The following is a 25090-nucleotide window of genomic DNA, read 5'->3' on the forward strand; positions in this document are numbered from 1 at the left end:
TGCGGCCCTTCATGGCGCGCACGGCCCCGTTGTCAAGGCCGAGGGGGGGCGCTAAGCCCTTTGCCATGACCCAGATGCCCGACCCCCAGAACCCCATCCGCATCGGCACCCGTGGCTCGGCCCTGGCGCTGGCCCAGGCGCACGAGACCCGCGACCGGCTGATGGCCGCGCATGGCCTTGCGGCCGACGCCTTCCAGATCGTGGTGATCAAGACCACCGGCGACCGGGTGCTGGACCGGCCGCTGAAAGAGATCGGCGGCAAGGGCCTGTTCACCCGCGAGATCGAGGATGCGCTGCTGGCGCAGGACATCGACATCGCCGTGCATTCGATGAAGGACATGCCGACGATCCAGCCCGAGGGCCTGCTGATCGATTGCTATCTGCCGCGCGAGGATGTGCGCGACGCCTTCGTCAGCGCGCAATTCGCGGCGATTTCCCAGCTGCCGCAAGGCGCTGTCGTCGGTTCCTCGAGCTTGCGGCGGCGGGCGCAGCTGGCGGCACGGCGGCCGGATCTGAAGCTCGTCGAGTTTCGGGGAAACGTCCAGACGCGGTTGAAAAAGCTGGAAGATGGAGTCGCGGTAGCGACCTTTCTGGCCATGGCCGGGCTGACGCGGCTGGGCATGCTGCATGTCGCGCGCGGCGCGGTCGATCCCGACGAGATGCTGCCCGCCGTGGCGCAGGGCTGCATCGGGGTCGAGCGGCGCGCCGATGACGCGCGCACCGCGGCGCTGTTGGCCGCAATCTCGGACCGGGACAGCGCGCTGCGGGTGACGGCCGAGCGCGCCTTCCTCGCCCGGCTCGACGGTTCCTGCCAGACGCCCATCGCCGGGCTGGCGGAACTGCAGGGCGACCGGCTGCGGCTGCGCGGCGAGATCCTGCGCCCCGACGGCAGCGAGGTGATCGCGGGTGAGCGTATCGGTCCGGCCTCGGACGGCGCTGCCATGGGCACCGACCTGGCCGAGGAGTTGCGCGGCCGGGCGCCGGCCGATTTCTTCGACTGGTCCTAGGCCAGCAGCAGCGCCGCAAGGCCCAGGCCCAGCAGCGCCATGGCGCGGCGATAAAGCCGCAGCCCGGCCATGAGGTCGCGCGCCTGCGGGTCGCGGGCATTTCCGTTCAGCCAGGGCTCGGGCGTCTCGACGCCGTGATAGCGGCGCGGGCCGGACAGGCGCACGTCCAGCGCCCCGGCCATGGCGGCCTCGGGCCAGCCGGCATTGGGCGAGCGGTGGCGGCGGGCGTCGCGCCGGATCACCCCTGCCGCGCGTCCCCCGGCAGGCGGCGCGGCCAGCAGGAACAGCAGCGCCGTCAGCCGCGAGGCCGGCAGGTTCACCAGGTCGTCCAGCCGCGCGGCGACGCGACCGAACAGCGCATGGCGCGGGTTCATGTGGCCGATCATCGAATCGAGCGTGTTGATGGCCTTGTAGGCCGCGATTCCCGGCAGGCCCGCGACCGCTGCCCAGAACAGAGGCGCGACCACGCCGTCGGATGTGTTCTCGGCCAGGCTTTCCAGCGCGGCGCGGGCGATGGGTGCCGGCCGGTCGTCCAGCTCGCGGCCGACGATCATCGCCACCGCCGCTTTCGCCGCCGGGACATCCCCCGCGGCCAAGGGCCGCGCCACCGCGGCGACATGGTCGTGCAGCGAGCGGATGGCGACCAGCGGCCAGGCCAGCACGCCCAGCAGGACGGGGCCCAAGGGCAGCGGCGCCAGCGCCCGGGTCAGCAGCAGCGCCGGGAGCAGCGCCGCGCCGACCGTCACCCCCACCGCCAGCGCGCCGCGGGCGATGCGATGCCCGCCCCGGTTCCAGCGGGCGTCCAGCGCCGAGATCAGCCGCCCGATCCAGACCACCGGATGCGAGACGCGGCGATAAAGCGCCTCGGGCCAGCCGATCAGCGCATCGACCAGCAGCGCCACCAGCGCAATGGTCAGCGTGTCCTGCGACAGGATCATGGCGCGACCTTGGGCGCGACCCGGTTGACGGCCTCGACCGCCCAGCCGGCGGGGCTGCGCGACAGGACGGTCAGCGACAGCGGCGCCACGGAAAAGGACAGCGCCGCCGGACCGACCGCCAGCGCCAGCGCCGCCCGCACCGTGCCGGCATGGGCGACGATGGCCACCGTGCCGCGCGCCCGGTCCAGGAGCGGCTGCACCCGCGCCGCCATGTCGAGGAAGCTTTCGCCGCCGGGTGGGCGCTGGCGTGCCAATTGCTCGGGCGGCAGCGGGCCGAGGTCGGGGATGATCGCGCCGGGCTCTTCCCAGCCGCCGAAATCCTGCTCCCACAAGGCGGGTTGCCATTCCGGGGCCAGCCCCAGGGCCGCGCAGGTCTGGCGGCAGCGCAGGGCGGGGCTGGACCAATGCGTCCCGGCCCCATCCAGCGCCGCGCGCGCCCAGTCGAGCGCCGCGCCGTCGCTGCAATCCGCCTCGACATCGCGGCGCCCTGCAAGCCCCGGCCGGGCCAGCGGGGCGTGGCGCAGAATCAGCAGCCGCGCGGCGGCATCGGGAAGCGGGCTCATCGGGCATCCTTGCGGCTAGGCGCGGCAGGAATGGCGCGCGGCCGCAGGCTTGTCAACGCGGCCCCCGCAGGCGCAGGATCGCCCTGAACCGCCGAGAACAGGCTTGACGCAGGCCCCGGCTTGGCGGCATAAACCAGTTAAATGAACACTCGTTCAATAAATGGAGGAGATGGCCGATGTTCACCGCGGGAATGCAGTTCGACCTGGGCGAGGACGTGAACGCCCTGCGCGACACCGTCCATCGCTGGGCGCAGGAGCGGGTGAAGCCCATCGCGGCCGAGGTCGATCGCAGCAACGCCTTTCCGAACGAGCTGTGGCGCGAGATGGGCGATCTGGGCCTTCTGGGCATCACCGTGCCCGAGGAATTCGGCGGCAGCGGCATGGGCTATCTGGCGCATGTGATCGCCACCGAGGAGATCGCCCGCGCCTCGGCCTCGGTCAGCCTGTCCTATGGCGCGCATTCCAACCTGTGCGTGAACCAGATCAAGCTGAACGGCACCGACGAGCAGCGGGCGAAATACCTGCCGGACCTGTGCAGCGGCAAGGCGGTCGGCGCGCTGGCCATGTCCGAGGAAGGCGCGGGCAGCGACGTGGTCGGCATGAAGCTGCGGGCCGAAAAGAAGAACGACCGCTATGTGCTGAACGGCAGCAAATACTGGATCACCAACGCGCCCGACGCCCATACGCTGGTGGTCTATGCCAAGACCGACCCCGAGGCCGGCAGCAAGGGCATCACCGCCTTCATCGTCGAGCGCGGCATGAAGGGCTTCTCGACCAGCCCGCATTTCGACAAGCTGGGCATGCGCGGCTCGAACACCGGCGAGCTGATCTTTCAGGATTGCGAGGTGCCCTTCGAGAACGTGCTGGGCGAGGAGGGCAAGGGCGTGCGGGTGCTGATGTCCGGCCTCGATTACGAGCGGCTGGTGCTGTCGGGCATCGGCACCGGCATCATGGCCGCCTGCCTCGACGAGGTCATGCCCTATGTCAAGGAACGCAAGCAGTTCGGCCAGCCGATCGGTTCGTTCCAGCTGATGCAGGGCAAGATCGCCGACATGTATGTCGCGCTGAACACGGCGCGGGCCTATGTCTACGAGGTGGCGAAAGCCTGCGACGCCGGCAAGGTCACGCGACAGGATGCGGCGGGCGCGGTGCTTTACGCCAGCGAACAGGCCATGGTGCAGGCGCATCAGGCCGTGCAGGCGCTGGGCGGTGCGGGCTTCCTCAACGATTCTGTGGTCAGCCGGCTGTTCCGCGACGCCAAGCTGATGGAGATCGGCGCCGGAACTTCGGAAATCCGCCGCATGTTGATCGGGCGTCAACTGATGGAGATCGCCTGATGCGCCTGCTTGTCCTTTTCCTTCTGCTGGCCGCCGGCCCGGTGCTGGCCCAGGATGGCCCGCGATACGATACCGATGGTTTCGCGAAATGCATCGCGGATGCGGAAGCCGATGCCAGCGCCGCGCCGGGGCTGCGAAGCTGCATTGGCGAGGCCTCGACGCAATGCATGGCGACGCCGGGCGGCGAGACCACCGTGGGCATGGTGGAATGCCTTGGCCATGAGGCGAAGGATTGGGACAAGCTGCTGAACGGCTATTACGAGCGGGCGCTGAAAGCCGCCAAGGCGGCGGATGCGGATCTGGCCGAGCTCGGCTCGGCCGCCGAGCCCGCGGCCCCGGCCCTGCAGCAGGCGCAGCGCCACTGGATCGCCTTCCGCGATTCCTCGTGCCGCTATGAGAGCCTGCGCTATCAGGGCGGGACGCTGGGCGGTCCGGCGGCGCAGGATTGCGTGCTGCGCCTGACGGCCGAACAGGCCCTGCGCCTGCGCGACATCGCGGAGGGGATGGAATGAAGCGCCTGGCCGGATGCGCCCTGGCCCTGCTGCTGGCGGCGCCATGCTTCGCCGGCGATGCCTCGGGCTTCGACCCCGCCGCCATCGACCGATGCCTTGGCGATGCCTCGACCCAGGGCGCGCGCGCCGATTGCGCCGGGACCGGCATGGAAGCCTGTCTCGACTATGCGCGCGGCAAATATACCGGCGACGACCCGGATTTCCCGATGGCCAACTGCCTCGACGCCTCGCATCAGGCCTGGGAGGCGAAGCTGACCGGGGTCTACGAGGCGGCGCTGAAGACGCAGGGGGAGAAGGGCGCCGATCCGCAGGAGAGCCTGCGCCAGGCCGAGCGCAGCTGGCTGCAGTTCCGCGAGGACCTGTGCAACCAGGCCCGGGACGCGGCGGCCGAGGGCAAGGGCGATCTGGCCCGCGCCCGCTGCATCCGGGACGAGACCGCCCGGCAGGTCGCGCTGCTCATGGCGCTGGGATCCGCCGAATGAGCCGGTCCCCGGAGCAGGGGCGCCCCGTCGCGGAACGCCCCGGCGGCGGCCTAGAACTTCATCACGTAGCTGATGCCGGCGACGACCGGATCGACCTCGACCTCGCCGATCTTGGCGCCGTTCAGCTCGACATCGGCATTGATGTCGATCCAGCGCAGGTCGGCGCGGATCGCCGCCCGGTCGTTGATCCAGTAATCGGCACCGGCATGGGCGGCCAGGCCCCAGCTGTTCTTGACCCGCAGGTCGGAACCGGCCAGCGGCCCCCTGGCGTCGCCGTCCCAGAAGCCGGTGAAGTTCACCCCCAGGCCGACGAAGGGCTTGAATTGCGGCGTCGCGTCGAAATGGTATTGCAGCGAGACGACCGGCGGCAGGTGCTTCACCGTGCCGATCTCGGTGCCGTTCGACCGGATCGAGTGCTTGAAGGGCAGGGCGCCCAGCACCTCGATGCCGATATTGTCGCGGATGAAATATTCGAAGGTGATGCTGGGACGGGTGCTGTCGCCGATGCTGGTCGGATAGGCGCCGCCGGCGAGGTCGCCGTTGTCGGATTTGGGATTCACATGCGCGATCCCGAAGCCAAGCGTCCATTCCCCTTGCGATTGCGCCAGCGCGGGCGAGGCCAGCGCGGCGAGCGCCGCGGCGAGGGCAAGCTTCTGTCTCATGGCGATCCTCTCTTCTTGTCGCATGCCCGCTCATGCCGCCCCGGGCGCGGATGCGGCGTTGATCTGGATCAAGAATTTCCCGCCCGGGCCGTGCCTGCGTCAAACTGGCGCAAGGCCCCGGCGCCCCGACCGAAAGGATGACGCGATGAAACTCGGCACCTCGGCCCTGCCGTCTTCGGAGGCCTTCCGCGCCAATCGCGCGGCGCATCTCGCCATGCTGGACACCGTGCGCGAGGCGGCGCTGGCCGCCGCGGCCGGGGGCGGCGCCCGGGCCGTCGAGCGTCATGTGGCGCGCGGCAAGATGCCGCCGCGCGAACGGGTGGCGAACCTGCTCGATCCCGGCTCGCCCTTCCTGGAGATCGGCGCCACGGCGGCGCATGGCATGTATGACGGCGCCGCGCCCTGCGCGGGCGTGATCGCCGGCATCGGCCGGGTGCATGGGCAAGAGGTGATGGTGGTGGCCAACGACGCCACGGTCAAGGGCGGCACCTATTACCCGATGACGGTGAAAAAGCACCTGCGCGCGCAGGAGATCGCCGAGGAATGCCAGCTGCCCTGCGTCTACCTGGTCGATTCCGGTGGCGCCAACCTGCCCAACCAGGACGAGGTCTTTCCCGACCGCGACCATTTCGGCCGCATCTTCTACAACCAGGCGCGGATGTCGGCCAAGGGCATCGCGCAGATCGCCGTGGTCATGGGCAGCTGCACGGCGGGCGGCGCCTATGTCCCGGCCATGTCCGACGTGACGATCATCGTCCGCAACCAGGGCACGATCTTCCTCGCCGGCCCGCCGCTGGTCCGGGCCGCGACGGGCGAGGTGGTCTCGGCCGAGGACCTGGGCGGTGGCGACGTGCACACCCGCCTGTCCGGCGTTGCCGACTACCTGGCCGAGGACGATGCCCATGCCCTCGCCCTGGCCCGGCGCAGCATCGGCAATCTGAACCGCCGGCTGCCCCAGACCGTGCAATGGCAATCGCCCGAGCCCCCGGCCCACGACCCCGAGGAGATCCTGGGCGTCGTCCCTGCCGACCTCAAGATCCCCTACGACATCCGCGAGGTGATCGCCCGCGTCGTGGACGGCTCGCGCTTCGACGAGTTCAAGCCCCGCTTCGGCGAGACGCTGGTGACCGGCTTCGCGCATCTGGAAGGCTGCCCCATCGGCATCGTCGCCAATAACGGCGTGATCTTCTCGGAAGCCGCGCAGAAGGGCGCGCATTTCATCGAGCTCTGCTCGATGCGGGGCATCCCGCTGGTCTTCCTGCAGAACGTCACCGGCTTCATGGTCGGCCGCAAATACGAGAACGAGGGCATCGCCCGGCACGGCGCCAAGATGGTGACGGCGGTGGCGACCACCTCGGTTCCCAAGATCACCATGCTGGTCGGCGGCAGCTTCGGCGCCGGCAATTACGGCATGGCCGGCCGCGCCTACGGGCCGCGCTTTCTCTGGACCTGGCCCAATTCCCGCATCTCGGTGATGGGCGGCGAGCAGGCGGCCGGCGTACTCGCCACCGTGCGCCGCGAGGGCATCGAACGCCAGGGCGGCACATGGAGCGCCGAGGAAGAGGCCGAGTTCAAGCGCCCCACCATCGAGATGTTCGAGCGCCAGTCGCACCCGCTCTATGCCTCGGCGCGGCTCTGGGACGACGGCATCATCGACCCGCGCAAGACCCGCGACATCCTCGCCCTCAGCCTGCGCGCCAGCCTCAACGCCCCGATCGAGCCGACCCGCTTCGGCATCTTCCGGATGTGACGGCCATGGACCGGCCCCGCCTCACCACCCTGCAGGGCGACATCACCCGGCTCGCCATGGACGCCATCGTCAACGCCGCCAATCGCAGCCTGCTGGGCGGCGGCGGGGTGGACGGCGCCATCCACCGCGCCGCCGGGCCCGAACTGCTCGACGAATGCCGCAGCATCGGCGGCTGCCCGACCGGCGAGGCCCGCATCACCCGCGGCTACGCCCTGCCGGCCCGCTACGTGATCCATGCCGTCGGCCCGGTCTGGCGGGGCGGCGGGGCGGAGGAGGACGCGCTGCTCGCCAGCGCCTATCGCCACAGCCTGCTCCTCGCCCAGGCCCATGACCTCGCCCGCATCGCCTTCCCGGCGATCTCGACCGGTATCTACGGCTTCCCGGCCGACCGCGCCGCCCGCATCGCCGTGGCCACCATACTCGGCCACGGCGCCGGCCTCGAAGTCACGCTGGTCGGCTTCGACGCCGCCAGCCACGCCACGCTCCGCCGGGCGGTGGACGAGGCCCGCCGATGATTTCTCCGTTTCCCAAATACTCCACGGGGGTCCGGGGGTGTGAAACCCCCGGCGCCGCCCGCGCCACGAGGAGCCGCCCATGTTCCAGAAGATCCTGATCGCCAACCGCGGCGAGATCGCCTGCCGGGTCATCGACACCGCCCGCAAGCTGGGCGTGCGGACCGTCGCGGTCTATTCCGAGGCCGACCGCGGCGCGCGCCACGTCGCCATGGCCGACGAGGCCGTTCCCATCGGCGGCCCGGCGCCCCGGGACAGCTACCTGCGCGGCGACGTCATCATCCAGGCCGCGCGCGAGACCGGCGCGCAGGCCATCCATCCCGGCTATGGCTTCCTCAGCGAGAACCCGGATTTCGTCGATGCGGTGAATGCGGCGGGTCTGGTCTTCATCGGCCCCTCGGCGCAGGCGATCCGCAAGATGGGCCTTAAGGACGCGGCCAAGGCGCTGATGGCCGAGGCCGGCGTGCCGGTCGTGCCGGGCTATCACGGCAAGAACCAGGAGGCCGAGCACCTCCAGGCCCAGGCCGACGCGATCGGCTATCCGGTGCTGATCAAGGCTGTGGCCGGCGGCGGCGGCAAGGGCATGCGGCTGGTCGAGCGCGCGCGGGATTTCCCCGCCGCGCTGCAATCCGCGCAGGGCGAGGCCGCCACCGCCTTCGGCAACCCGGCGGTTCTGATCGAGAAATACATCCGGCAGCCGCGCCATATCGAGGTGCAGGTCTTCGGCGACGGGACCCGCGCGTTGCACCTGTTCGAACGCGACTGTTCGCTGCAACGCCGCCACCAGAAGGTGATCGAGGAAGCCCCGGCCCCCGGCATGACGCCCGAGATGCGGGCCGCCATGGGCGCGGCCGCCACCCGCGCCGCCGAGGCCATCGGCTATGCCGGCGCCGGCACCGTCGAATTCATCGTCGACGGCAGCCAGGGCCTGCGCCCCGACGGCTTCTGGTTCATGGAGATGAACACCCGCCTGCAGGTCGAGCATCCGGTGACCGAACTGATCACCGGCGTCGATCTGGTCGAATGGCAGCTGCGCGTCGCCAGCGGCGAGCCCCTGCCGGCGCGGCAGGAGGATCTGACCATCACCGGCCATGCCTTCGAGGCCCGGCTCTATGCCGAGGACGTGCCCGCGGGTTTCCTGCCCGCCACCGGAACCCTTGCGCATCTGCGCTTTCCCGACCATGCCCGGATCGAGACCGGGGTGCGGCCCGGCGACACCATCTCGCCCTGGTATGATCCGATGATCGCCAAGATCGTCACCCATGGCGCGACGCGCGCCATCGCGCTGCGGGCGCTGGAATCGGCGCTGGTCGATACCGAGGTGGCGGGCTCGGTCACCAATGTCGATTTCCTCATCGCGCTGACCCGGCACGAGGGTTTCGGCAAGGGCGAGGTCGATACCGGCCTGATCGCCCGCGACCTTCAGGCGCTGGTCGCGGCCGCCGAGCCCGATCCGCGGGCGAAGGCGCTGGCGGTCCTCGGCCTTGCCGGGCTCGACGATCCCCGGATCCGCGGCGGCATCACCCTCTGGCAGCCGCTGCGCCGCACCATCGCCTGGGAGGGCGGCGAGGCGGTGCTGGAGGTGCTCGGCCCCGGCGCCGCCCGCGTGACGCTGGAGGGCAGCACGCATGAGATCGGCTATGAAGGGGGGCGCTGGTGGGTCGACGGCAGCCCGCGCCGCTCGCGCATCGTCAACCATGCGGCGGGAACCAGCGTCTTCGGCGGCCGCTCGCTGACGCTCGCCCCCCTCGACCCGCTGGCCCGCGGCGGCGAGGAGGCGGGCGGCGGCATGACCCTTTCGCCCATGCCCGGCCTCGTCAAGGCGATCTTCGTCGAGCCGGGGCAGCAGGTGGCGGCGGGCGAGCCTCTGGCGATCCTCGAGGCGATGAAGATGGAGCATACGCTGACCGCCGCCCGCGCGGGCAAGGTGGCCGAGGTGCTTGCGGCCGCCGGCGATCAGGTCGAGGCCGGCGCCGCCCTGATCCGGCTGGAGGAGGAAGAAGACGCATGATCCTGCATCACGTCCCCGGCTCGCGCTCGATGCGCGTGCTCTGGCTGATCGAGGAACTGGGGCTCGATTGCGAATTGCGGCTCTGGTCGCTGACCGATGGCGGCCTGCGCAGCCCCGAATTCCGCGCCCTTTCGCCGGCCGGCCGCATCCCGGCGCTGGAGGTGGACGGCCGCGCCATCTTCGAATCCGGCGCCATCCTGCAATACCTGACCGAGCGCGAGGGCAGGCTGGCCCCGAAACCCGGCGAGCCCGAGCGTGCCGATTTCCTGGAATGGGTGCATTTCGCCGAGACGCAGGCGAATATCCTGCAGGCCCTGAACATCCACCATATTTTCCTGCGGCCCGAAAGCGCGCGCTCGATCCCGCTGATGCGCCTCGACACGAAACGGCTGGCCGTGACCGCCCGGGCGCTGGACGATCATCTGGCGGGGCGCGAGACGCTGCTCTCCGGGTTTTCCGCCGCCGATTGCATGCTGGGCTTCAATATCGAGGCGCTGTTTCGCTTCCTGCCCGCCGCCGACCACCCGGCGCTGGCGGCCTATCGCGACCGCATGACGGCGCGCCCCGCCTATCGCCGCGCCGCCACCCGTGCCGGGGGCGACGCGATCTATGACCGCGATTTCTACGAGGTACCCGATGTCCCGGGTTGAGATCTTCGAAGTCGGCCCGCGCGACGGGCTGCAGAACGAAAAGCGCCCGATCCCGGCGGCGGAAAAGATCGCGCTGGTCGACCTGCTGTCGCAGGCCGGCTTCCGGCGCATCGAGGTCACCAGCTTCGTGCCGCCGAAATGGGTGCCGCAGATGGCTGATGCGGCCGAGGTCATGGCCGGCATCGCCCGCCGGCCCGGCATCCGCTACGCGGTGCTGACCCCGAACCTGCGCGGCTACGAGGCGGCGCGCGCGGCCGGCGCCGACGAGGTGGCGATCTTCGCCTCGGCCTCGGAAGGCTTCTCGCGCGCCAACCTGAACGCCAGCATCGCCGAAAGCCTGGAACGCTTCGCCCCGGTGGCCGAGGCGGCGCGGGCCGACGGCATTCCGCTGCGCGGTTATGTCTCTGTGGTGACGGATTGCCCCTTCGACGGGCCGGTGCCGCCCGCGAATGTCGCCCGCGTCGCGGCCGCCTTGCGCGACATGGGCTGCTACGAGGTCAGCCTGGGCGACACCATCGGCCAGGGCCGGCCCGAGACCATCGACGCCATGCTCTCCGCCGTGCTGCAGGAACTGCCGTCCGAACGCCTGGCCGGCCATTACCACGACACCGCCGGCCGGGCGCTGGAGAATATCGACGCGAGCCTGGCGCGCGGGCTGCGGGTCTTCGACGCCGCTGTGGGGGGGCTGGGCGGCTGCCCCTATGCGCCGGGCGCCGCCGGCAATGTCGCGACGGAAAAGGTCGCCGCGCATCTGGTCGCGCAGGGCCACGACACCGGGCTCGACCTCGCGGTGGTCGACGAGGCCGCCGCCATGGCGCGCGCGATGAGAGGAGGAGCATGATGGAGACGATCCGCATCGACACCGACGCCCGCGGCGTGGCGCATCTGTGGCTGGCGCGCGCGGACAAGCACAATGCGCTGTCGGCGCAGATGATCCGCGAATTGACCGAAGCCGCCCGGGCGCTCGGCGCCGATCCGGCGGTGCGCGTCGTGGTGCTGGCGGCCGAGGGCAAGAGCTTCTGCGCCGGCGGCGATCTGGGCTGGATGCAGGAGCAGATGCGCGCCGATGCCGAGACCCGCCGGGCCGGCGCCCGCGAGCTCGCCATGATGCTGAACGCGCTGAACACCCTGCCGAAACCGCTGATCGGCCGGGTGCAGGGCAACGCCTTCGGCGGCGGCATCGGCATGATCTCGGTCTGCGACCTGGCCGTGGCGGTGCCCGAGGCGCGCTTCGGCCTGACCGAGACGCGGCTCGGCCTGATCCCCGCCACCATCGGCCCCTATGTTCTGGCGCGGATGGGCGAGGACAAGGCGCGGCGCGTCTTCATGTCCGCCCGCCTCTTCGGCGCCGAGGAGGCGATGCGGCTGAACCTGCTGGCAAGCCTTGCCGCTGCCGAGGCGCTGGACGCGGCCGTCGAGGCCGAGGTGGTGCCCTATCTCTCCTGCGCTCCCGGTGCGGTGGCGGCGGCCAAGCGCCTGGCCCGCCGCCTCGGCCCCCCCGTCGGCGAGGCCGAGATCGAGGCCAGCATCCAGGCCCTGGTCGATGTCTGGGAAGGCGACGAGGCGCCCGAGGGCATCGCCGCCTTCTTCGACAGGCGCAAGCCGCGCTGGCAGTCCGGCTGAGGCGCCGGCCGGGGCAGCTTCACCGTTTTCCAAATACTCATTCCGGAAAGCGACCCGAGCCGGGGCGGCAATGTCGGGCCTGCAGATCGACGCCGCGCCGGCTGGCCCTGCCGCTTTCGAGTATTTGAAAACGGTGAAGACGGGCGCAGCGCGCTTTCCGCAGCCTTGCGCCTTTTGCATGTCTGGACTTCGCCGGACCCGGCTTGGCGGCATATGGTCGCATCTGTTAACGCTATCGGGCCTTTGCTTTCCCCACATGCCAGCCCGGAAGGTGCCGCCATGCCGCCGCAGCCGAATCTCAAGCTTGCCATTCTTGCCCTTGGTCTTGGCGCCTTCGCCATCGGAACATCGGAATTCGCCGCCATGGGGCTTCTGCCCTGGTATGCCGGCGATCTCGGCATCACCGAGCCGCAGGCGGGCCATGTGGTGTCCGCCTATGCGCTGGGCGTGGTGGTGGGCGCGCCGGTCACCTCGATCCTGGGCGCCCGGCTGCCGCGGCGGCGCTATCTGGCGGCGCTGATCGCGGTCTATGGCGCGATGAACCTGCTGGCGGCGGTGTTGCCGGGCTATGGTACGCTGGTCGGCACGCGCTTCCTGGCCGGGCTGCCGCATGGCGGCTTCCTGGGCGTGGCCATGCTGTTCGCCGCAGATGCCCTGCCCCGCGAGCAGCGTGCCAAGGGGGTGACTCAGGTGCTTCTGGGCCTGACCATCGCCAATATCGCCGGGGTGCCGCTGGCCGGCATCCTGGGGCAGGGCTTCGGCTGGCGCTGGGGCTTCGCGCTGCCGGGCGTGCTGGCGCTGCTGGCCGGCTGGCTGATCCTGCGGCTGGCGCCGCGGGTCGGCGCGCCGAAGGACGCGCGGCCGTTTGACGAGCTCAAGGCGCTGGGAAATCCGGCGGTGGTGCTGATCCTGCTGGTCGGGGCCATCGGCTTCGGCGGGCTGTTTGCGGTCTATTCCTATCTCTCGGCCGCGATCCTGGCGACGACGCAGCCGCCGGGCTGGGCGATTCCGGCCACGCTTTCGGCCTTCGGCATCGGCGGCACCCTGGGCAGCATCGTCGCGGCGCGGCTGACCATGCGCTATGGCAGCTGGGGCGCGGCGTTGCAGCTGATGCTGTTCATGGCGGCAGCGCAGGCTTTCGCGGCCTATGCGGTGGGCGACTGGGTGCTGATGCTGGCATCCTCGGTCGCGCTGGGGCTGGGCTCGGGTATGGTGGTGCCGCTGCAGACCCGGCTGATGGACGTGGCGGGCAGGGCGCAGAGCATGGCCGCCGCGATGAACCACGCCGCCTTCAACGCCGCCAATGCGCTGGGGCCCTGGCTGGCGGGCCTGGCGCTGTCGGCGGGCTGGGGCTGGCGTTCTTCGGGCGTGGTGGCGGTGGCGCTGTCAGCGGCGGGGCTGGTCGCCCTCGGCCTCGCCTGGCAGCAGGCCCGTCTCGCCGGGCACCAGCTGCAGGAGCGCCCGGCGCGAGTGTGAGGCGAATTCCCGCCGCCACGAGATGAAGAGCACATAGCTGGTGGCCAGGAACAGACCCAGCGGCCCCGCCAGCCAGCCGAGCGCCCCCAGCGCGAAATAGACGCAGCGCAGCCCCGAGTTGAAGCTTTTCGCCGCGGTGATGTTGATGTCGGCGGCCTGCATGGCCAGCGGCATGGCGCGCGGGTCCTCGGGCTCGTTCGGGACCGAGGCCATGATGATTGCGCAATAGCCGAACAGCCGGTGCGACCAGACGAAGCGCAACAGCGCGTTGGCCACGAAGAACAGCACCACGACGATCTTGATTTCCCATTTCAGCGCCGGGACATGGCCCAGGTCGAACTGGCGCGCCACTCCGGCAAGCTGGTCGGTATTGCCGATCAGCGCCAGCCCGCCGCCCACCGCGATCAGGCAGGCCGAGGCAAAGAAGGCGGTCCCCTCGCGCAGCGTCGTCAGGATATTGCTGTCGAAGATGCGCGGGTCGCGTGTGATGAATTGTCGCATCCACTCGCGGCGATAGGCCTTCATCAGCACCGAGACCGAGGGATGGCGGCGCGGCGGGCGCTCGGTGATCCAGCCGATGCCGAACCAGGCCAGGAAAAGCCAGAGCAATGCGGCGAGATCCGCCGGCGACAGGGGGCCCAGCACCAGGGGCGCGATCGGGGATGAGTTCGGATTCATGGCGCGGTTCTACCCCTGCGGTCTTGCTGTTGCCAGCCGGCGTTCCGGCGGCTATCCAATGGCCGGTTATCTTTGTCCCGGAGTATAATGATATGGCAGCACCCCACGCCATCCACGAGGAATTTCCGAACGATACGGCGCGCATTCACGAGCTGAAGGTCTCGGATACGCATTTCGCCCGCCTGCTGGCGGAATATGACGAGGTGAACGACCAGGTGGCGGGCGCCGAAAGCCGCCATACCCCGATGTCTGAAGAGGCGGAGACCGCCCTGCGCAAGCAGCGCGCCGCGCTGAAGGACGAGATCGCCCGCATGCTGGCCGGCGCCAGCGCCTGATGCCGGATCTGGCCGCGGGCCGTCAGGCGGCCGCGGCGCCATGAACGACGGGTGCGCGGCGGGTCCGCGCCCCCTTTCCGGCCCGCGGTTCCGGGCTTGAAAGCCGCAACGCGCATTCCTACCTGAAATCCTGCCGGACGGCCCTTGCGGCGCCGGCGGACCTGCCCGCCCGGATCGGGGGGCAAGCCTTTGTATCGCTTTGATGAAAGGATGCGAAATGCGCAACTTCGACCTGACTCCGCTTTATCGTGCTTCGGTCGGCTTCGACCGCATGGCCGATGTCATGGACCGTGCCCTCTCGGCCGATATCGCGAGCTATCCCCCCTACAATATCGAAAAGACCGGCGAGAACGCCTATCGCATCTCGATCGCCGTCGCCGGCTTCGCGGCCGACGACCTGAGCGTCGAGGTCAAGGACGGCGCCGTCATCGTCTCGGGCAAGAAGGCCGCCGAGGACGAAGGCCGCAGCTATCTGCATCGCGGCATCGCCACCCGTGCCTTCGAACGCCGCTTTACCCTGGCCGATCATGTCCGCGTCGAGGGCGCGAGCCATGAGGACGGCATGCTGAACATCGACCTGGTGCGCGAGATCCCCGAGGCGCTGAAGCCGCGCCGGATCGAGATCGCCAAGCCGGCGAAGGCGGTGGAAAAGCTGGACGCCTGAGCTTCGGTTTAAGGAGGCGGGGGCGCCGCCCCCGCACCCCCGGAGTATTTGAAAAACGGAGAAAGTCAGGGGGCGCCGGTTGCAGCGCCCCTTTTGTCATGCGCGCTGCCGGCCCCTTTTCAGGCGTCTTTCTCTGTTTCAAAAATACCTCGGGGTCCGGGGCGGAGCCCCGGCGCGGCGGGTGCCGCTAGAGCCTGCGGCGGGCGCGCAGCGCCGCGGTGATGGTGCCGTCGTCGAGATAGTCGAGCTCGCCGCCGATGGGCACGCCCTGCGCCAGGCCGGTGACGGCGACGCCGGTCTGGGCCAGCGCCTCGGCGATGTAATGCGCGGTGGTCTGGCCCTCGATGGTGGCTGAAAGGGCGAGGATGACCTCGGTGACGTTTTCCTCGGCGATGCGGGCGATCAGCTGCGGGATGCGCAGGTCCTCGGGGCCGATCTCGTCCAGAGCCGAAAGGCTGCCGCCCAGCACGTGATAGCGGCCGTGGAAGGCGCGGCCGCGTTCCAGGGCCCAGAGGTCGGCCACGTCGGTCACCACGCAGATCTCGCCGGTGGCGCGGGCCGGGTCCTCGCAGATCGGGCAGATGTCGGACTGGGTGATGTTGCCGCAGACCAGGCATTCGCGGGCGTTTTCCGCCACGCTGGCCATCAGCGCCGCCAGCTGCGCCATCTGTCCGGCGCGGCGGCGGATCAGTTGCAGCACGATGCGCCGCGCCGAGCGCGGCCCGAGCCCCGGCAGCCGCGCCATGGTGGCGATCAGCGTCTCGATCTCGTCGCCGGAGGCGGGCGGCATCGGTCAGAAGGGCATCTTCATGTCGGCCGGCAGGCCGAGTTCGCGGGTCAGGCGGGCCATTTCCTCGGCGGCCTTGTCCTGGGCGCGGCGCTGCGCGTCCTTGATCGCGGCCAGGATCAGGTCCTCGACCACCTCCTTGTCCTCGGCCTTGAAGATCGAGGGATCGATGTCGAGCGCCGTCAGTTCGCCCTTGGCCGTCGCGGTGGCCTTGACCAGCCCGGCCCCGGCCTCGCCGGTGACGGTCAGGCGCGCCAGCCCCGCCTGCATCTCGGCCATCTTGCCCTGCATCTGCTGGGCGGCTTCCATCATCTTGGACAGATCCATGTCGCCAAGGCCCTTGAACATCGCCTAATCCTCGTCCTCGAAAGGGTCCCATTCCTCGACCTCGGCCACCGGGCCTTCGGTCAGCTCATGCGGGGATGTATCCTCGCCCGCCGGTTTTTCAACCGCGGCCGGCATCGAGACAGGCCGGATCCGGGTGATCTTCGCGCCGGGGAAGGTGGCGAAGATCGCCTGCACCGTCGGGTTCTGCATGGCGCGGGCGCGGGCCGCGGCCTCGCGCGCGGCGCGCTGTTCGCTGACCGTCGGCTCGCCGGGTTCCGAGGTCACCGTCACCGCCCAGCGATGGCCGCCGGTCCAGCCGCGCAGCCGTTCCGCCAGCCGCTGCGCAAAGTCGCGCGGCGCGTCGTCGGTGGGCTGGAACTCGATCCGGCCCGGTGAATAGCGCACCAGGCGCAGGTGATCCTCGACATCCAGCAGCAGCTTCATGTCGCGCATGCGCCGGATCAGCTCCAGCACCGATTCGAAATCGGGAAAACCGGCCAGCGCGTCGGGCGAGACCGCCAGCGCCGCGGCGCTGCCGTCCTGGCGGACGGCGACCGGGGCGCGGGGGGCGGCGGCGCGGGGCGCATCTTGGCGCGCCTCGCCGCGCGTGGCGGGCGGCGCGGCGCTGCGGCTGAACGCGCCGGCCGCGGCGCTGGCCTGAACCTTGCGGATCAGCGCCTCGGGGTCGGGCAGGTCGGCGACATGGGTCAGACGGATGATCGCCATCTCGGCGGCCATCATCGCGTTCGGAGCCTGGCCCACCTCCTCGAGCGCCTTGAGCAGCATCTGCCACAGCCGGGTCAGCGCCCGCATCGGCACCTTTTCTGCAATCTGCTGGCCGCGGGCGCGTTCGTCGGGGCCGATGGTGGGGTCCTCCAGCGCCTCCGGGGTGATCTTCACGATCGAGACCCAATGCGTGATCTCGGCCAGGTCGCGCAGCACCGCCATCGGGTCGGCGCCATCGGCATATTGCGCCTGCAATTCGGCCAGCGCCTCGGCTGCCGCGCCGCGCAGGATCATGTCGAACAGGTCGAGCACCCGGCCACGGTCGGCCAGCCCCAGCATGGCGCGGACCTGCGCCGCCGTCGTCTCGCCCGCGCCGTGGCTGATGGCCTGGTCCAGAAGCGAGGTCGCGTCGCGGGCCGAGCCTTCGGCGGCGCGGGTGATCAGCGCCAGCGCGTCGTCGGTGATCTGCGCGCCTTCGGCCGAGGCGATACGGCGCAGCAGCGCGATCATCACCTCGGGCTCGATGCGGCGCAGGTCGAAGCGTTGGCAGCGCGACAGCACCGTCACCGGAACCTTGCGGATTTCCGTGGTGGCGAAGATGAATTTCACATGCGGCGGCGGTTCCTCCAGCGTCTTCAGAAGCGCGTTGAAGGCGCTGGTGGACAGCATGTGGACTTCGTCGATGATATAGATCTTGTAGCGCGCCGAGGCCGCGCGATAGTGAACCGATTCAATGATTTCCCGGATATCGTTCACACCGGTTCTAGATGCGGCGTCCATCTCCATCACGTCGACATGCCGGCCTTCGGAGATCGCCACGCAATGCTCGCAGACCCCGCAGGGCTCGGTCGTCGGGCCGCCCTGGCCGTCCGGGCCGGTGCAGTTCAGCCCCTTGGCGATGATGCGCGCGGTGGTGGTCTTGCCGGTGCCGCGGATGCCGGTCATCACGAAGGCTTGGGCGATGCGGTCCGCCGCGAAGGCGTTCTTCAGCGTGCGGACCATCGCGTCCTGGCCGACCAGATCGGCAAAGGTCTCGGGGCGGTATTTCCGCGCCAGCACTTGATAGGTCTGTTCTTCGCTCATGCACCGGCCTGTCGTGACCGGCGCAGATTAGCGGCCCGGCCCCTGGGCGGCAACCGCCCTCAGGCCGGTTGCCAGTCGAAGGCCAGCTCTTCGCGGAAGGCGAAGCGGGCGATATGGCTGTCGACGACGTGGCGCATATGCGCGGTGGTCTCCTCGGGGGCCTCCAGCCGGATCTCCAGCGCCTCGGGCGTGGCGGCCAGCGTCACGGTGCGGTCCTCGGGCATGGCGATGCGGCCGCGGCTCGGGTCGAACTCGACCTCGAACTTGTGCGCCCAGTGCTTGCAGAGCTGTTGCAGGTAGCGGCTGGCATTCGGCGTCGCCACGCGGCAGGCCGAAAGGATGACGGTCTGGGACATGGGCTTTCCTGTCTTGCGGGTCCGGCTGGCGGCGGCTGGCGGACATGAAAGGGGTCACGAATGGGTGAGCCTGCTCGGCCCGGACCCGGTGTCCCCCATATAACCCGGATGAAGCGACGTTCAATCCTGCTGGCCCTGCCTCTTCTGGCGATGCCGCGCCTGATGCGCGGCGCGCCCACCGCGGTGCTGGAGGCGGTGGACCTGCCGCAGCTGCGCGCCATCGCCGTCTGGCGCGACGGCGAGGAGGTGGCGGCGCGCGGCTTCGGCGGCTTCACCCCGGACAGGCCGACCAACATCAAGTCGGCCTCGAAATCCATCATCTCGGCCCTGGCCGGCATCGCCATCGCGCGCGGGCTGTTTTCCGGCACCGACCAGAGGGTGGCCGAACTGCTGCGCGCCGACCTGCCCGCCGATCCCGATCCGCGCCTCGCCCGGCTGACGCTGGGTCATCTTCTGTCGATGCAGGCGGGGCTGGAACGGCAGTCGGGGCCGAATTACGGGGCCTGGGTCAGCAGCCGCAACTGGGTGCGCGCGGCGCTGGCCGCGCCCTTCGTCGCCGATCCCGGGCAGGGGATGCTCTATTCCACCGCCTCGACGCATCTGGTCTCGGCCATGCTGGCGCGGGCCTCCGGGCGCTCGACCCTGGCGCTGGCGCGCGACTGGCTGGACATTCCCGGCTTTTCCATCACCGCCTGGGACCGCGACCCGCAGGGCATCCATCTGGGCGGCAACCAGATGGCGATGAGCACCCGCAGCCTGCTCTCCTTCGGCGCCGCCTATGCCGCGGGCGGGCAGGGGGTGATCCCGCCGGGCTGGATCGCGGAAAGCTGGCGGCCGCGCACCCGCTCGATCTTCAACGGCGAGGAATATGGCTATGGCTGGTTCATCAGCCGCATCGCCGGCCGGCCGGTGCGTTACGGCTGGGGCTATGGCGGGCAGATGATCTATGTCTTTCCGGGGACCGTGCCGGCCGCCATCGCCATGACCTCGGATCCCGACCAGCCCTCGGCGCGCTCGGGCTATCGCCGCGACCTGCACGCGCTGGCCGGCCAGCTGGTGGCGGCACTGTGATTCCTGCACGGCTTCTCTGTTTCAAAATACCCCGGGGGAGGCCCGCAGGGCCGGGGGCAGAGCCCCCTTCCGCCCACATCCGTCCCCCGTTGACCCGGCCAGCGGCCCGGCATATCTGCCCCTCATGGCACGCGCTCCGCTTCTGCAACTCACCGATATTTCCCTGACCTTCGGCGGCAATCCCGTCTTTGACGGGCTGGACCTGACCGTCCAGCAAGGCGACCGGCTGGCGCTGGTCGGCCGCAACGGCTCGGGCAAGTCGACGCTGATGAAGGTCATGGCCGGGCTGGTCGAGCCCGATGCCGGCCAGGTCATCACCCCCGCCGGCACCCGCGTCGGCTATATGGAGCAGGACCCGGACCTGTCGGCTTTCGCCACCCTGGGCGATTTCGCGCGCGCCGGCCTTGGCGATGCCGAGGGCTACCGCGTCGAGATGGCGGCCGAGGGGCTGAAATTCGACCCCGACCGCCCGGTCGCCACCGCCTCGGGCGGCGAGCGGCGGCGGGCGGCGCTGGCCCGGCTGCTGGCCGAGGCCCCGGAACTCATGCTGCTGGACGAGCCGACCAACCATCTCGACATCGAGGCGATCGGCTGGCTCGAGGAGCAGCTTGCGGCAACCAGGGCGGGTTTCGTGCTGATCTCGCACGACCGGGCCTTCCTGCGGGCGCTGACCCGGGCGACGCTGTGGATCGACCGCGGCGAGGTCCGCCGCCAGGACCGGGGCTTCGAACATTTCGAGGATTGGCGCGAAACCGTCTGGGCGGCCGAGGACGAGGCGCGCCACAAGCTCGACCGCAAGATCAAGGCCGAGGCCCGCTGGGCGGTCGAGGGCATCAGCGCCCGGCGCAAGCGCAACCAGGGCCGGGTCCGCGCCCTGGCCGCGCTGCGCGAGGAGCGCGCCGGCCAGATCCGCCGCCAGGGCACCGCGGCCATGGAACTGGACGCGGGGCCGCAATCCGGCAAGCGGGTGATCGACGCCAAGGGGATTTCCAAGTCCTTCGGCGAGCGGGTGATCCTGAAACCCTTCGACCTGCGGGTGCTGCGCGGCGACCGGGTGGCCTTCGTCGGCCCGAACGGCGTCGGCAAGACCACGCTGATCAAGATTCTGACCGGCGAGATCGCGCCCGATACCGGCACCGTCCAGCACGGCACCAATCTGGAAATCGCGGTCTTCGACCAGGCGCGCAGCGCCATAGACGAGACGGTGACGCTGTGGGACGCGCTGGCGGGCGATCCGACCATGCGGGTCTCGGGCCGGTCGGACCAGGTCATGGTGCGCGGCAATCCGCGCCATGTCGTCGCCTATCTCAAGGATTTCCTGTTCGACGAGGCACAGGCGCGGGCGCCGGTCGGCAGCCTCTCGGGCGGCGAGAAGGCGCGGCTCTTGCTGGCGCGGATCATGGCGAAACCCTCGAACCTGCTGGTTCTGGACGAGCCGACCAACGATCTGGACGTGGAAACGCTGGACCTCTTGCAGGACATCCTTGGCGATTACGACGGCACCGTGCTGCTGGTCAGCCACGACCGCGACTTCATCGACCGGGTGGCCACCACCACCGTGGCGATGGAGGGCGACGGCCGCGCCGTGATCTATCCCGGCGGCTGGTCGGACTATCGCGCGCAGCGGCCCGATACCGCGCCCGCGCCCGCGCCCGAGGCGGCGAAGCCGGCGGCGGCGGCCGCGGCAAGGTCCGCGCCGAAGCCCGCGGCCGAACGCGCCGGGCTGAGCTTTACCGAGAGGAAGCGGCTGGAGGCGCTGCCCGCGATCATCGAGCGGCTGGAGGCCGAGATCGGCAAGCTGACCGAATTCCTCGCCCAGCCCGACCTGTTCCAGACCGCCCCGGCGAAATTCGCCAAGGCCAGCGCAGGGCTGGCCGAGCGCCAGCAGGCGCTGGCCGCCGCGGAAGAGGAATGGCTGGAGCTGGCCGGCCGCGACGAGGGCTGAGCGGCTTCGCGCCGGCGGGTTTTCGGCGGCGCGGAGAACAAAGATAGTTTCGCCCCTTGCATTTCGGCCCGATGCGCGCCATGTAATGCTGGCTACGTTATTTCTTCCGCATCCTGTCTCCTTCCGGCTTCAGACTGTGTTACGATCTGACTAAGCCGGGTCGCCGCATGTCGCGGGCGACAAACCATGAAGGAGATATCACGATGGCCAACGGCACCGTGAAATGGTTCAACAGCACCAAAGGCTTCGGCTTCATCGCTCCGGCGAACGGCGGCAAGGATGTGTTCGTGCACATCTCGGCGCTCGAGCGGGCGAATATCCAGCATCTGGCCGACGGCCAGTCCGTGACCTTTGAAATCGAGACCGGCCGCGACGGCCGCCAGTCGGCGCGCGATCTGGCGCTGGCCTGATTTCGGCAAGCCGATTGCGACAAGGGGACCGGCCGATCCTGGCCGGGCCCATCCTGCGGAGGCTGGCATGGCACCCAAGGACAGACTGAAAGGGCTTTTCCGCGCGCCGGCGCCGCTGACCGCGATGGACCGGACGACCTCGGAAGCCCGGCAGATCATCAGCGAGCAGACCCGGCGCCGTGAGGAACTGACTGCCAGCCTGCGCGCCGCGCGGCTGGCCCGAGAGGCCTCGGACGCTGCCAAGGGCCCCGCTCCCACCGGCAAGCGCAAGAAGTAAGGCGCAGGCCAGGGCAGCCGTTTCGGCCCGCCCGCAATGTTTCCAGGATCGTGGTTCGTCCCCCCGACATCCTTCGCCCCTTGCGGGTCGCGGGTCGGGTGGGGCTGCCCAATAACACAAGAAAAGGCAAGACAATGGCAAGAACGCCCAACAGACGCGCGAACCGCAGGAAGATCACGCAAAGGCATCAGGACAAGCGCCGGCTGGCGATCATGTTCCTGAACAAGCAGAACGATGCCTCGGCGGTTGCCGAATGCGACCGCAAGGCAGCCGGGGCGCGATAGCCCCGAACCGCCGGGTTCCCGTCGCGCAACGGTCCGCGGGCCGAGAAGGGGCGAAGGGACTCGCCCGGCAGCGGATCACCCCGCGGCAGCCGAGCTGCCGGGGGCTTTGGCAGATCCGCAGCCACGAACTTTCCATCCGACCAGAACCTGGGAAAATCCTGCCGCCTTCATGGTGCCGGGCTGCCCCGGCGATAGGCCGCGGCCGGTTTTGGGCGTGATCGGGGCCAGCCCGCCGTTTTCCGTGACGCCGTGGTCCGGCAGGGAAAGGACGGATCAAGGTCAGGTCGATCCCGCCCATCTGTCGTTCCCGTCCAGGCTCCCGTCAGCCTGATGAACGGCCGGCGCAGGTCATGCCCACGACCGACAGCTACCAACAATTCGGCAGACAAGGCGGCCGGCATGAAGCAGCCGCCCCCTTCGATGCCGCGGACCGGCGGCGATATTGGTCGCCGAGGCTGACGATCCCCCCGACACCGACACCCGGTTCAGCGCGCTCGATGCGACCTGAAGGCGCTCTTTTTGCTGCGTTTTCGGGGGTGAGGCGATGGGATACCGGCTGCCGATATGAAGAAGGCCGCCCCTTTCGGGACGGCCCAATGCTTCGCCAAAGGCGGGGCTGCTTACATCATGCCGCCCATGCCGCCCATGTCGGGCATGCCGCCGGCCGGAGCCTTCGGCTCGGGCTTCTCGGCGATCATGGCTTCGGTGGTGATCAGCAGGCCGGCGACCGAGGCGGCGTCTTCCAGCGCGGTGCGCACGACTTTCGCCGGGTCGATCACGCCGAACTTGAACATGTCGCCATATTCTTCGGTCTGGGCGTTGAAGCCGAAGGCCTTGTCCGAGGATTCGCGCACCTTGCCGGCCACCACGGCGCCGTCCACGCCGGCGTTCTCGGCGATCTGGCGCATCGGGGCTTCCAGCGCGCGACGGATGATCGCAATGCCGGCCTCCTGGTCCGAGTTCGCGCCGGTCAGGCCTTCCAGGGCCTTGGCGCCCTGCACCAGGGCCACGCCGCCGCCGACCACGATGCCTTCCTGCACCGCCGCGCGGGTCGCGTTCAGCGCGTCGTCGACGCGGTCCTTGCGCTCCTTGACCTCGATCTCGGTCATGCCGCCGACGCGGATGACGGCGACGCCGCCGGCCAGTTTCGCGACACGCTCCTGCAGCTTCTCGCGGTCGTAGTCCGAGGTGGTCTCCTCGATCTGCTGGCGGATCTGCGACACGCGGGCCTCGATCTCGGCCTTCTCACCGGCACCGTCGACGATGGTGGTGTTGTCCTTGTTGATCGAGATCTTCTTGGCGCGGCCGAGCATGTCGATGGTGACGTTTTCCAGCTTCATGCCCAGGTCTTCCGAGATCACCTGGCCGCCGGTCAGGATCGCGATGTCCTGCAGCATGGCCTTGCGGCGGTCGCCGAAGCCCGGAGCCTTGACGGCGGCGATCTTCAACCCGCCGCGCAGCTTGTTGACGACCAGCGTGGCCAGCGCCTCGCCCTCGACGTCCTCGGCCACGATCAGCAGCGGCTTCTGCGACTGGATCACCGATTCCAGCAGCGGGACCATCGGCTGCAGCGACGACAGCTTCTTCTCGTGCAGCAGGATGTAGGCATCCTCCAGCTCGGCGATCATCTTGTCGGCATTGGTCACGAAATAGGGCGAGAGGTAGCCGCGGTCGAACTGCATGCCTTCGACGACCTCGACCTCGGTCTCCATGCCCTTGTTCTCTTCGACGGTGATCACACCCTCGTTGCCGACGCGCTGCATGGCTTCGGCGATCTGCTGGCCGATGAAGCTTTCGCCGTTGGCCGAGATGGTGCCGACCTGGGCGACTTCCGAGCTGTCGTTGACCGGACGGGCGGCGGCCTTGATGGCCTCGACCACTTTCGCGGTGGCAACGTCGATGCCGCGCTTCAGGTCCATCGGGTTCATGCCGGCGGCGACCGCCTTCATGCCCTCTTTCACGATGGCCTGGGCCAGCACGGTGGCGGTGGTGGTGCCGTCGCCGGCCTCGTCATTGGTGCGCGAAGCGACTTCGCGGACCATCTGGGCGCCCATGTTCTCGAACTTGTCCGAGAGCTCGATCTCCTTGGCGACCGAGACGCCGTCCTTGGTGATGCGCGGCGCGCCGAAGGACTTGTCGATCACCACGTTGCGGCCTTTCGGGCCCAGCGTCACCTTGACCGCATCGGCCAGGATGTTCACGCCCTTCAGCATGCGGTCGCGGGCGTCGGTGTTGAACTTGACTTCTTTCGCAGCCATTTGAATCGCTCCTTGAATGGGTTATCTGGAAGGGACGATCAGGCGATGATGCCCAGGATGTCGCTTTCCTTCATGATCAGCAGCTCTTCGCCGTCGATCGTGACCTCGGTGCCCGACCATTTGCCGAAGAGCACCCGGTCGCCGGCCTTGACCGCGGGCGCGATCAGCTCGCCCGAATCCTTGCGCGCGCCTTCGCCGGCGGCGATGATCTCGCCCTCGGCGGGTTTCTCTTTCGCGCTGTCGGGGATGATCAGGCCGCCCTTGGTCTTTTCGTCCGACTGGACGCGACGGACCAGAACGCGGTCATGCAGCGGTTTGAAAGCCATTGTAGAACACTCCGGTGTTTCAGGTTGCAGTGTTGCAGCT

At 69.5% G+C, this 25090-nt stretch carries 28 protein-coding genes; 18 read left to right on the forward strand and 10 right to left on the reverse strand.

The window, feature by feature from the left end:
- Positions 1-65: 65 nt before the first annotated feature.
- A complete protein-coding gene (gene hemC / locus L632_RS0105600; protein ID WP_028716460.1) occupies positions 66-1007 on the forward strand; it encodes a hydroxymethylbilane synthase in 942 nt (313 codons plus the stop codon).
- Here hemC and cbiB read toward each other — a convergent pair.
- Both cbiB and L632_RS0105610 read right to left on the reverse strand, forming a co-directional pair.
- Positions 1004-1945, reverse strand: a complete 942-nt coding sequence (cbiB, locus tag L632_RS0105605; RefSeq protein ID WP_028711336.1) for an adenosylcobinamide-phosphate synthase CbiB — start codon at positions 1943-1945, stop codon at positions 1004-1006. The two genes, hemC and cbiB, sit on opposite strands and share 4 nt — an antisense overlap.
- Positions 1942-2508, reverse strand: a complete 567-nt coding sequence (locus L632_RS0105610) for a histidine phosphatase family protein (protein WP_028711335.1) — start codon at positions 2506-2508, stop codon at positions 1942-1944. The genes cbiB and L632_RS0105610 overlap by 4 nt, the downstream gene beginning before the upstream one ends.
- A 176-nt stretch (positions 2509-2684) precedes the next feature.
- Between L632_RS0105610 and L632_RS0105615 the strand changes: the two genes are divergently transcribed.
- Genes L632_RS0105615 through L632_RS0105625 form a run of 3 tightly spaced genes read left to right on the forward strand, consistent with a single transcriptional unit; the run spans position 2685 to position 4839 of the window.
- The gene (locus L632_RS0105615) at positions 2685-3845 is read left to right on the forward strand and encodes an isovaleryl-CoA dehydrogenase (RefSeq protein ID WP_028716461.1); all 1161 of its coding nucleotides are present in this window, start codon (positions 2685-2687) and stop codon (positions 3843-3845) included.
- Entirely contained in the window at positions 3845-4357 is a 513-nt protein-coding gene (locus L632_RS0105620; RefSeq protein ID WP_028711333.1) for a lysozyme inhibitor LprI family protein, read from the forward strand. The genes L632_RS0105615 and L632_RS0105620 overlap by 1 nt, the downstream gene beginning before the upstream one ends.
- Positions 4354-4839, forward strand: coding sequence for a lysozyme inhibitor LprI family protein (locus L632_RS0105625; RefSeq protein WP_028711332.1), 486 nt, complete (start codon positions 4354-4356; stop codon positions 4837-4839). Before L632_RS0105620 ends, L632_RS0105625 begins: the two co-directional genes overlap by 4 nt.
- A 50-nt stretch (positions 4840-4889) precedes the next feature.
- On the opposite strand, the gene L632_RS0105630 is transcribed toward L632_RS0105625, so the two are convergent.
- Positions 4890-5501, reverse strand: a complete 612-nt coding sequence (locus tag L632_RS0105630) for an OmpW family protein (RefSeq protein ID WP_084637748.1) — start codon at positions 5499-5501, stop codon at positions 4890-4892.
- Between the two features lie 145 nt (positions 5502-5646).
- Between L632_RS0105630 and L632_RS0105635 the strand changes: the two genes are divergently transcribed.
- The 7 genes from L632_RS0105635 to L632_RS22135 all read left to right on the forward strand — a co-directional run bounded on the left by L632_RS0105635 (position 5647) and on the right by L632_RS22135 (position 13523).
- Positions 5647-7251 carry a carboxyl transferase domain-containing protein gene (locus L632_RS0105635; RefSeq protein WP_028711330.1) on the forward strand — a complete coding sequence of 535 codons (1605 nt, stop codon included), beginning with the start codon at positions 5647-5649 and terminating at the stop codon, positions 7249-7251.
- 5 nt (positions 7252-7256) lie between these two features.
- Entirely contained in the window at positions 7257-7766 is a 510-nt protein-coding gene (locus L632_RS0105640; protein WP_028711329.1) for an O-acetyl-ADP-ribose deacetylase, read from the forward strand.
- A gap of 79 nt (positions 7767-7845) precedes the next feature.
- Positions 7846-9774: a biotin carboxylase N-terminal domain-containing protein gene (locus tag L632_RS0105645; RefSeq protein WP_028716462.1), complete on the forward strand. Its 1929-nt coding sequence runs from the start codon at positions 7846-7848 to the stop codon at positions 9772-9774.
- On the forward strand, positions 9771-10424 hold the full coding sequence (locus L632_RS0105650) for a glutathione S-transferase family protein (RefSeq protein ID WP_028711327.1): 654 nt from the start codon (positions 9771-9773) through the stop codon (positions 10422-10424). Before L632_RS0105645 ends, L632_RS0105650 begins: the two co-directional genes overlap by 4 nt.
- On the forward strand, positions 10411-11265 hold the full coding sequence (locus tag L632_RS0105655) for a hydroxymethylglutaryl-CoA lyase (RefSeq protein ID WP_028711326.1): 855 nt from the start codon (positions 10411-10413) through the stop codon (positions 11263-11265). Before L632_RS0105650 ends, L632_RS0105655 begins: the two co-directional genes overlap by 14 nt.
- Positions 11262-12047, forward strand: a complete 786-nt coding sequence (locus L632_RS0105660) for a crotonase/enoyl-CoA hydratase family protein (protein ID WP_028711325.1) — start codon at positions 11262-11264, stop codon at positions 12045-12047. The genes L632_RS0105655 and L632_RS0105660 overlap by 4 nt, the downstream gene beginning before the upstream one ends.
- Positions 12048-12326: 279 nt before the next feature.
- Positions 12327-13523 (forward strand): MFS transporter, encoded by a 1197-nt coding sequence (locus L632_RS22135; RefSeq protein ID WP_028711324.1) that lies wholly within the window; start codon positions 12327-12329, stop codon positions 13521-13523.
- Here L632_RS22135 and L632_RS0105670 read toward each other — a convergent pair.
- Positions 13434-14201: a DUF599 domain-containing protein gene (locus tag L632_RS0105670; RefSeq protein WP_028716463.1), complete on the reverse strand. Its 768-nt coding sequence runs from the start codon at positions 14199-14201 to the stop codon at positions 13434-13436. The genes L632_RS22135 and L632_RS0105670 overlap by 90 nt on opposite strands.
- A 92-nt stretch (positions 14202-14293) precedes the next feature.
- Here L632_RS0105670 and L632_RS0105675 point away from each other — a divergent pair, with 92 nt between their 5' ends.
- Positions 14294-14536, forward strand: a complete 243-nt coding sequence (locus L632_RS0105675; protein WP_028716464.1) for a YdcH family protein — start codon at positions 14294-14296, stop codon at positions 14534-14536.
- A gap of 217 nt (positions 14537-14753) precedes the next feature.
- Positions 14754-15200, forward strand: coding sequence for an Hsp20 family protein (locus tag L632_RS0105680; protein ID WP_028711321.1), 447 nt, complete (start codon positions 14754-14756; stop codon positions 15198-15200).
- Positions 15201-15387: 187 nt separating this feature from the next.
- On the opposite strand, the gene recR is transcribed toward L632_RS0105680, so the two are convergent.
- The 4 genes from recR to L632_RS0105700 are packed head-to-tail and all read right to left on the reverse strand — an operon-like array spanning position 15388 to position 18479.
- Entirely contained in the window at positions 15388-15990 is a 603-nt protein-coding gene (gene recR / locus L632_RS0105685; protein ID WP_028716465.1) for a recombination mediator RecR, read from the reverse strand.
- A 3-nt stretch (positions 15991-15993) separates the two neighbouring features.
- On the reverse strand, positions 15994-16335 hold the full coding sequence (locus tag L632_RS0105690) for a YbaB/EbfC family nucleoid-associated protein (protein WP_028716466.1): 342 nt from the start codon (positions 16333-16335) through the stop codon (positions 15994-15996).
- 3 nt (positions 16336-16338) lie between these two features.
- Complete coding sequence (locus L632_RS0105695; protein WP_028716467.1) at positions 16339-18123, reverse strand: DNA polymerase III subunit gamma/tau; 1785 nt, start codon at positions 18121-18123, stop codon at positions 16339-16341.
- A gap of 59 nt (positions 18124-18182) precedes the next feature.
- Positions 18183-18479, reverse strand: a complete 297-nt coding sequence (locus L632_RS0105700; RefSeq protein ID WP_028711317.1) for a DUF2218 domain-containing protein — start codon at positions 18477-18479, stop codon at positions 18183-18185.
- 108 nt (positions 18480-18587) lie between these two features.
- Here L632_RS0105700 and L632_RS0105705 point away from each other — a divergent pair, with 108 nt between their 5' ends.
- The 5 genes from L632_RS0105705 (at position 18588) to L632_RS24255 (ending at position 22466) form a co-directional block, all read left to right on the forward strand.
- Positions 18588-19550, forward strand: a complete 963-nt coding sequence (locus tag L632_RS0105705) for a serine hydrolase (protein ID WP_028711316.1) — start codon at positions 18588-18590, stop codon at positions 19548-19550.
- Between the two features lie 124 nt (positions 19551-19674).
- Positions 19675-21495, forward strand: a complete 1821-nt coding sequence (locus tag L632_RS0105710) for an ABC-F family ATP-binding cassette domain-containing protein (RefSeq protein WP_028716468.1) — start codon at positions 19675-19677, stop codon at positions 21493-21495.
- A 203-nt stretch (positions 21496-21698) separates the two neighbouring features.
- Entirely contained in the window at positions 21699-21905 is a 207-nt protein-coding gene (locus tag L632_RS0105715) for a cold-shock protein (protein WP_028711314.1), read from the forward strand.
- A 67-nt stretch (positions 21906-21972) separates the two neighbouring features.
- Positions 21973-22182 (forward strand): hypothetical protein, encoded by a 210-nt coding sequence (locus L632_RS0105720; protein ID WP_028711313.1) that lies wholly within the window; start codon positions 21973-21975, stop codon positions 22180-22182.
- Between the two features lie 134 nt (positions 22183-22316).
- Positions 22317-22466 (forward strand): hypothetical protein, encoded by a 150-nt coding sequence (locus tag L632_RS24255; protein WP_156929399.1) that lies wholly within the window; start codon positions 22317-22319, stop codon positions 22464-22466.
- Between the two features lie 620 nt (positions 22467-23086).
- Here the strand turns inward: L632_RS24255 and groL are convergent.
- Positions 23087-24724, reverse strand: a complete 1638-nt coding sequence (groL, locus tag L632_RS0105730; RefSeq protein WP_028711312.1) for a chaperonin GroEL — start codon at positions 24722-24724, stop codon at positions 23087-23089.
- Between the two features lie 38 nt (positions 24725-24762).
- Positions 24763-25050: a co-chaperone GroES gene (locus tag L632_RS0105735; protein ID WP_028711311.1), complete on the reverse strand. Its 288-nt coding sequence runs from the start codon at positions 25048-25050 to the stop codon at positions 24763-24765.
- Positions 25051-25090: the final 40 nt, after the last annotated feature.

It is taken from the genome of Paracoccus sp. J39, assembly GCF_000518925.1.
In the GTDB taxonomy this organism is placed as follows: Bacteria; Pseudomonadota; Alphaproteobacteria; order Rhodobacterales; family Rhodobacteraceae; genus Paracoccus.

Excerpts from the sequence above, each read along its gene's own strand:
- hemC (WP_028716460.1), top strand. The coding sequence starts at position 66 with ATGACCCAGATGCCCGACCCCCAGAACCCCATCCGCATCGGCACCCGT.
- cbiB (WP_028711336.1), bottom strand. The coding sequence starts at position 1,945 with ATGATCCTGTCGCAGGACACGCTGACCATTGCGCTGGTGGCGCTGCTG.
- L632_RS0105610 (WP_028711335.1), bottom strand. The coding sequence starts at position 2,508 with ATGAGCCCGCTTCCCGATGCCGCCGCGCGGCTGCTGATTCTGCGCCAC.
- L632_RS0105615 (WP_028716461.1), top strand. The coding sequence starts at position 2,685 with ATGTTCACCGCGGGAATGCAGTTCGACCTGGGCGAGGACGTGAACGCC.
- L632_RS0105620 (WP_028711333.1), top strand. The coding sequence starts at position 3,845 with ATGCGCCTGCTTGTCCTTTTCCTTCTGCTGGCCGCCGGCCCGGTGCTG.
- L632_RS0105625 (WP_028711332.1), top strand. The coding sequence starts at position 4,354 with ATGAAGCGCCTGGCCGGATGCGCCCTGGCCCTGCTGCTGGCGGCGCCA.
- L632_RS0105630 (WP_084637748.1), bottom strand. The coding sequence starts at position 5,501 with ATGAGACAGAAGCTTGCCCTCGCCGCGGCGCTCGCCGCGCTGGCCTCG.
- L632_RS0105635 (WP_028711330.1), top strand. The coding sequence starts at position 5,647 with ATGAAACTCGGCACCTCGGCCCTGCCGTCTTCGGAGGCCTTCCGCGCC.
- L632_RS0105640 (WP_028711329.1), top strand. The coding sequence starts at position 7,257 with ATGGACCGGCCCCGCCTCACCACCCTGCAGGGCGACATCACCCGGCTC.
- L632_RS0105645 (WP_028716462.1), top strand. The coding sequence starts at position 7,846 with ATGTTCCAGAAGATCCTGATCGCCAACCGCGGCGAGATCGCCTGCCGG.
- L632_RS0105650 (WP_028711327.1), top strand. The coding sequence starts at position 9,771 with ATGATCCTGCATCACGTCCCCGGCTCGCGCTCGATGCGCGTGCTCTGG.
- L632_RS0105655 (WP_028711326.1), top strand. The coding sequence starts at position 10,411 with ATGTCCCGGGTTGAGATCTTCGAAGTCGGCCCGCGCGACGGGCTGCAG.
- L632_RS0105660 (WP_028711325.1), top strand. The coding sequence starts at position 11,262 with ATGATGGAGACGATCCGCATCGACACCGACGCCCGCGGCGTGGCGCAT.
- L632_RS22135 (WP_028711324.1), top strand. The coding sequence starts at position 12,327 with ATGCCGCCGCAGCCGAATCTCAAGCTTGCCATTCTTGCCCTTGGTCTT.
- L632_RS0105670 (WP_028716463.1), bottom strand. The coding sequence starts at position 14,201 with ATGAATCCGAACTCATCCCCGATCGCGCCCCTGGTGCTGGGCCCCCTG.
- L632_RS0105675 (WP_028716464.1), top strand. The coding sequence starts at position 14,294 with ATGGCAGCACCCCACGCCATCCACGAGGAATTTCCGAACGATACGGCG.
- L632_RS0105680 (WP_028711321.1), top strand. The coding sequence starts at position 14,754 with ATGCGCAACTTCGACCTGACTCCGCTTTATCGTGCTTCGGTCGGCTTC.
- recR (WP_028716465.1), bottom strand. The coding sequence starts at position 15,990 with ATGCCGCCCGCCTCCGGCGACGAGATCGAGACGCTGATCGCCACCATG.
- L632_RS0105690 (WP_028716466.1), bottom strand. The coding sequence starts at position 16,335 with ATGTTCAAGGGCCTTGGCGACATGGATCTGTCCAAGATGATGGAAGCC.
- L632_RS0105695 (WP_028716467.1), bottom strand. The coding sequence starts at position 18,123 with ATGAGCGAAGAACAGACCTATCAAGTGCTGGCGCGGAAATACCGCCCC.
- L632_RS0105700 (WP_028711317.1), bottom strand. The coding sequence starts at position 18,479 with ATGTCCCAGACCGTCATCCTTTCGGCCTGCCGCGTGGCGACGCCGAAT.
- L632_RS0105705 (WP_028711316.1), top strand. The coding sequence starts at position 18,588 with ATGAAGCGACGTTCAATCCTGCTGGCCCTGCCTCTTCTGGCGATGCCG.
- L632_RS0105710 (WP_028716468.1), top strand. The coding sequence starts at position 19,675 with ATGGCACGCGCTCCGCTTCTGCAACTCACCGATATTTCCCTGACCTTC.
- L632_RS0105715 (WP_028711314.1), top strand. The coding sequence starts at position 21,699 with ATGGCCAACGGCACCGTGAAATGGTTCAACAGCACCAAAGGCTTCGGC.
- L632_RS0105720 (WP_028711313.1), top strand. The coding sequence starts at position 21,973 with ATGGCACCCAAGGACAGACTGAAAGGGCTTTTCCGCGCGCCGGCGCCG.
- L632_RS24255 (WP_156929399.1), top strand. The coding sequence starts at position 22,317 with ATGGCAAGAACGCCCAACAGACGCGCGAACCGCAGGAAGATCACGCAA.
- groL (WP_028711312.1), bottom strand. The coding sequence starts at position 24,724 with ATGGCTGCGAAAGAAGTCAAGTTCAACACCGACGCCCGCGACCGCATG.
- L632_RS0105735 (WP_028711311.1), bottom strand. The coding sequence starts at position 25,050 with ATGGCTTTCAAACCGCTGCATGACCGCGTTCTGGTCCGTCGCGTCCAG.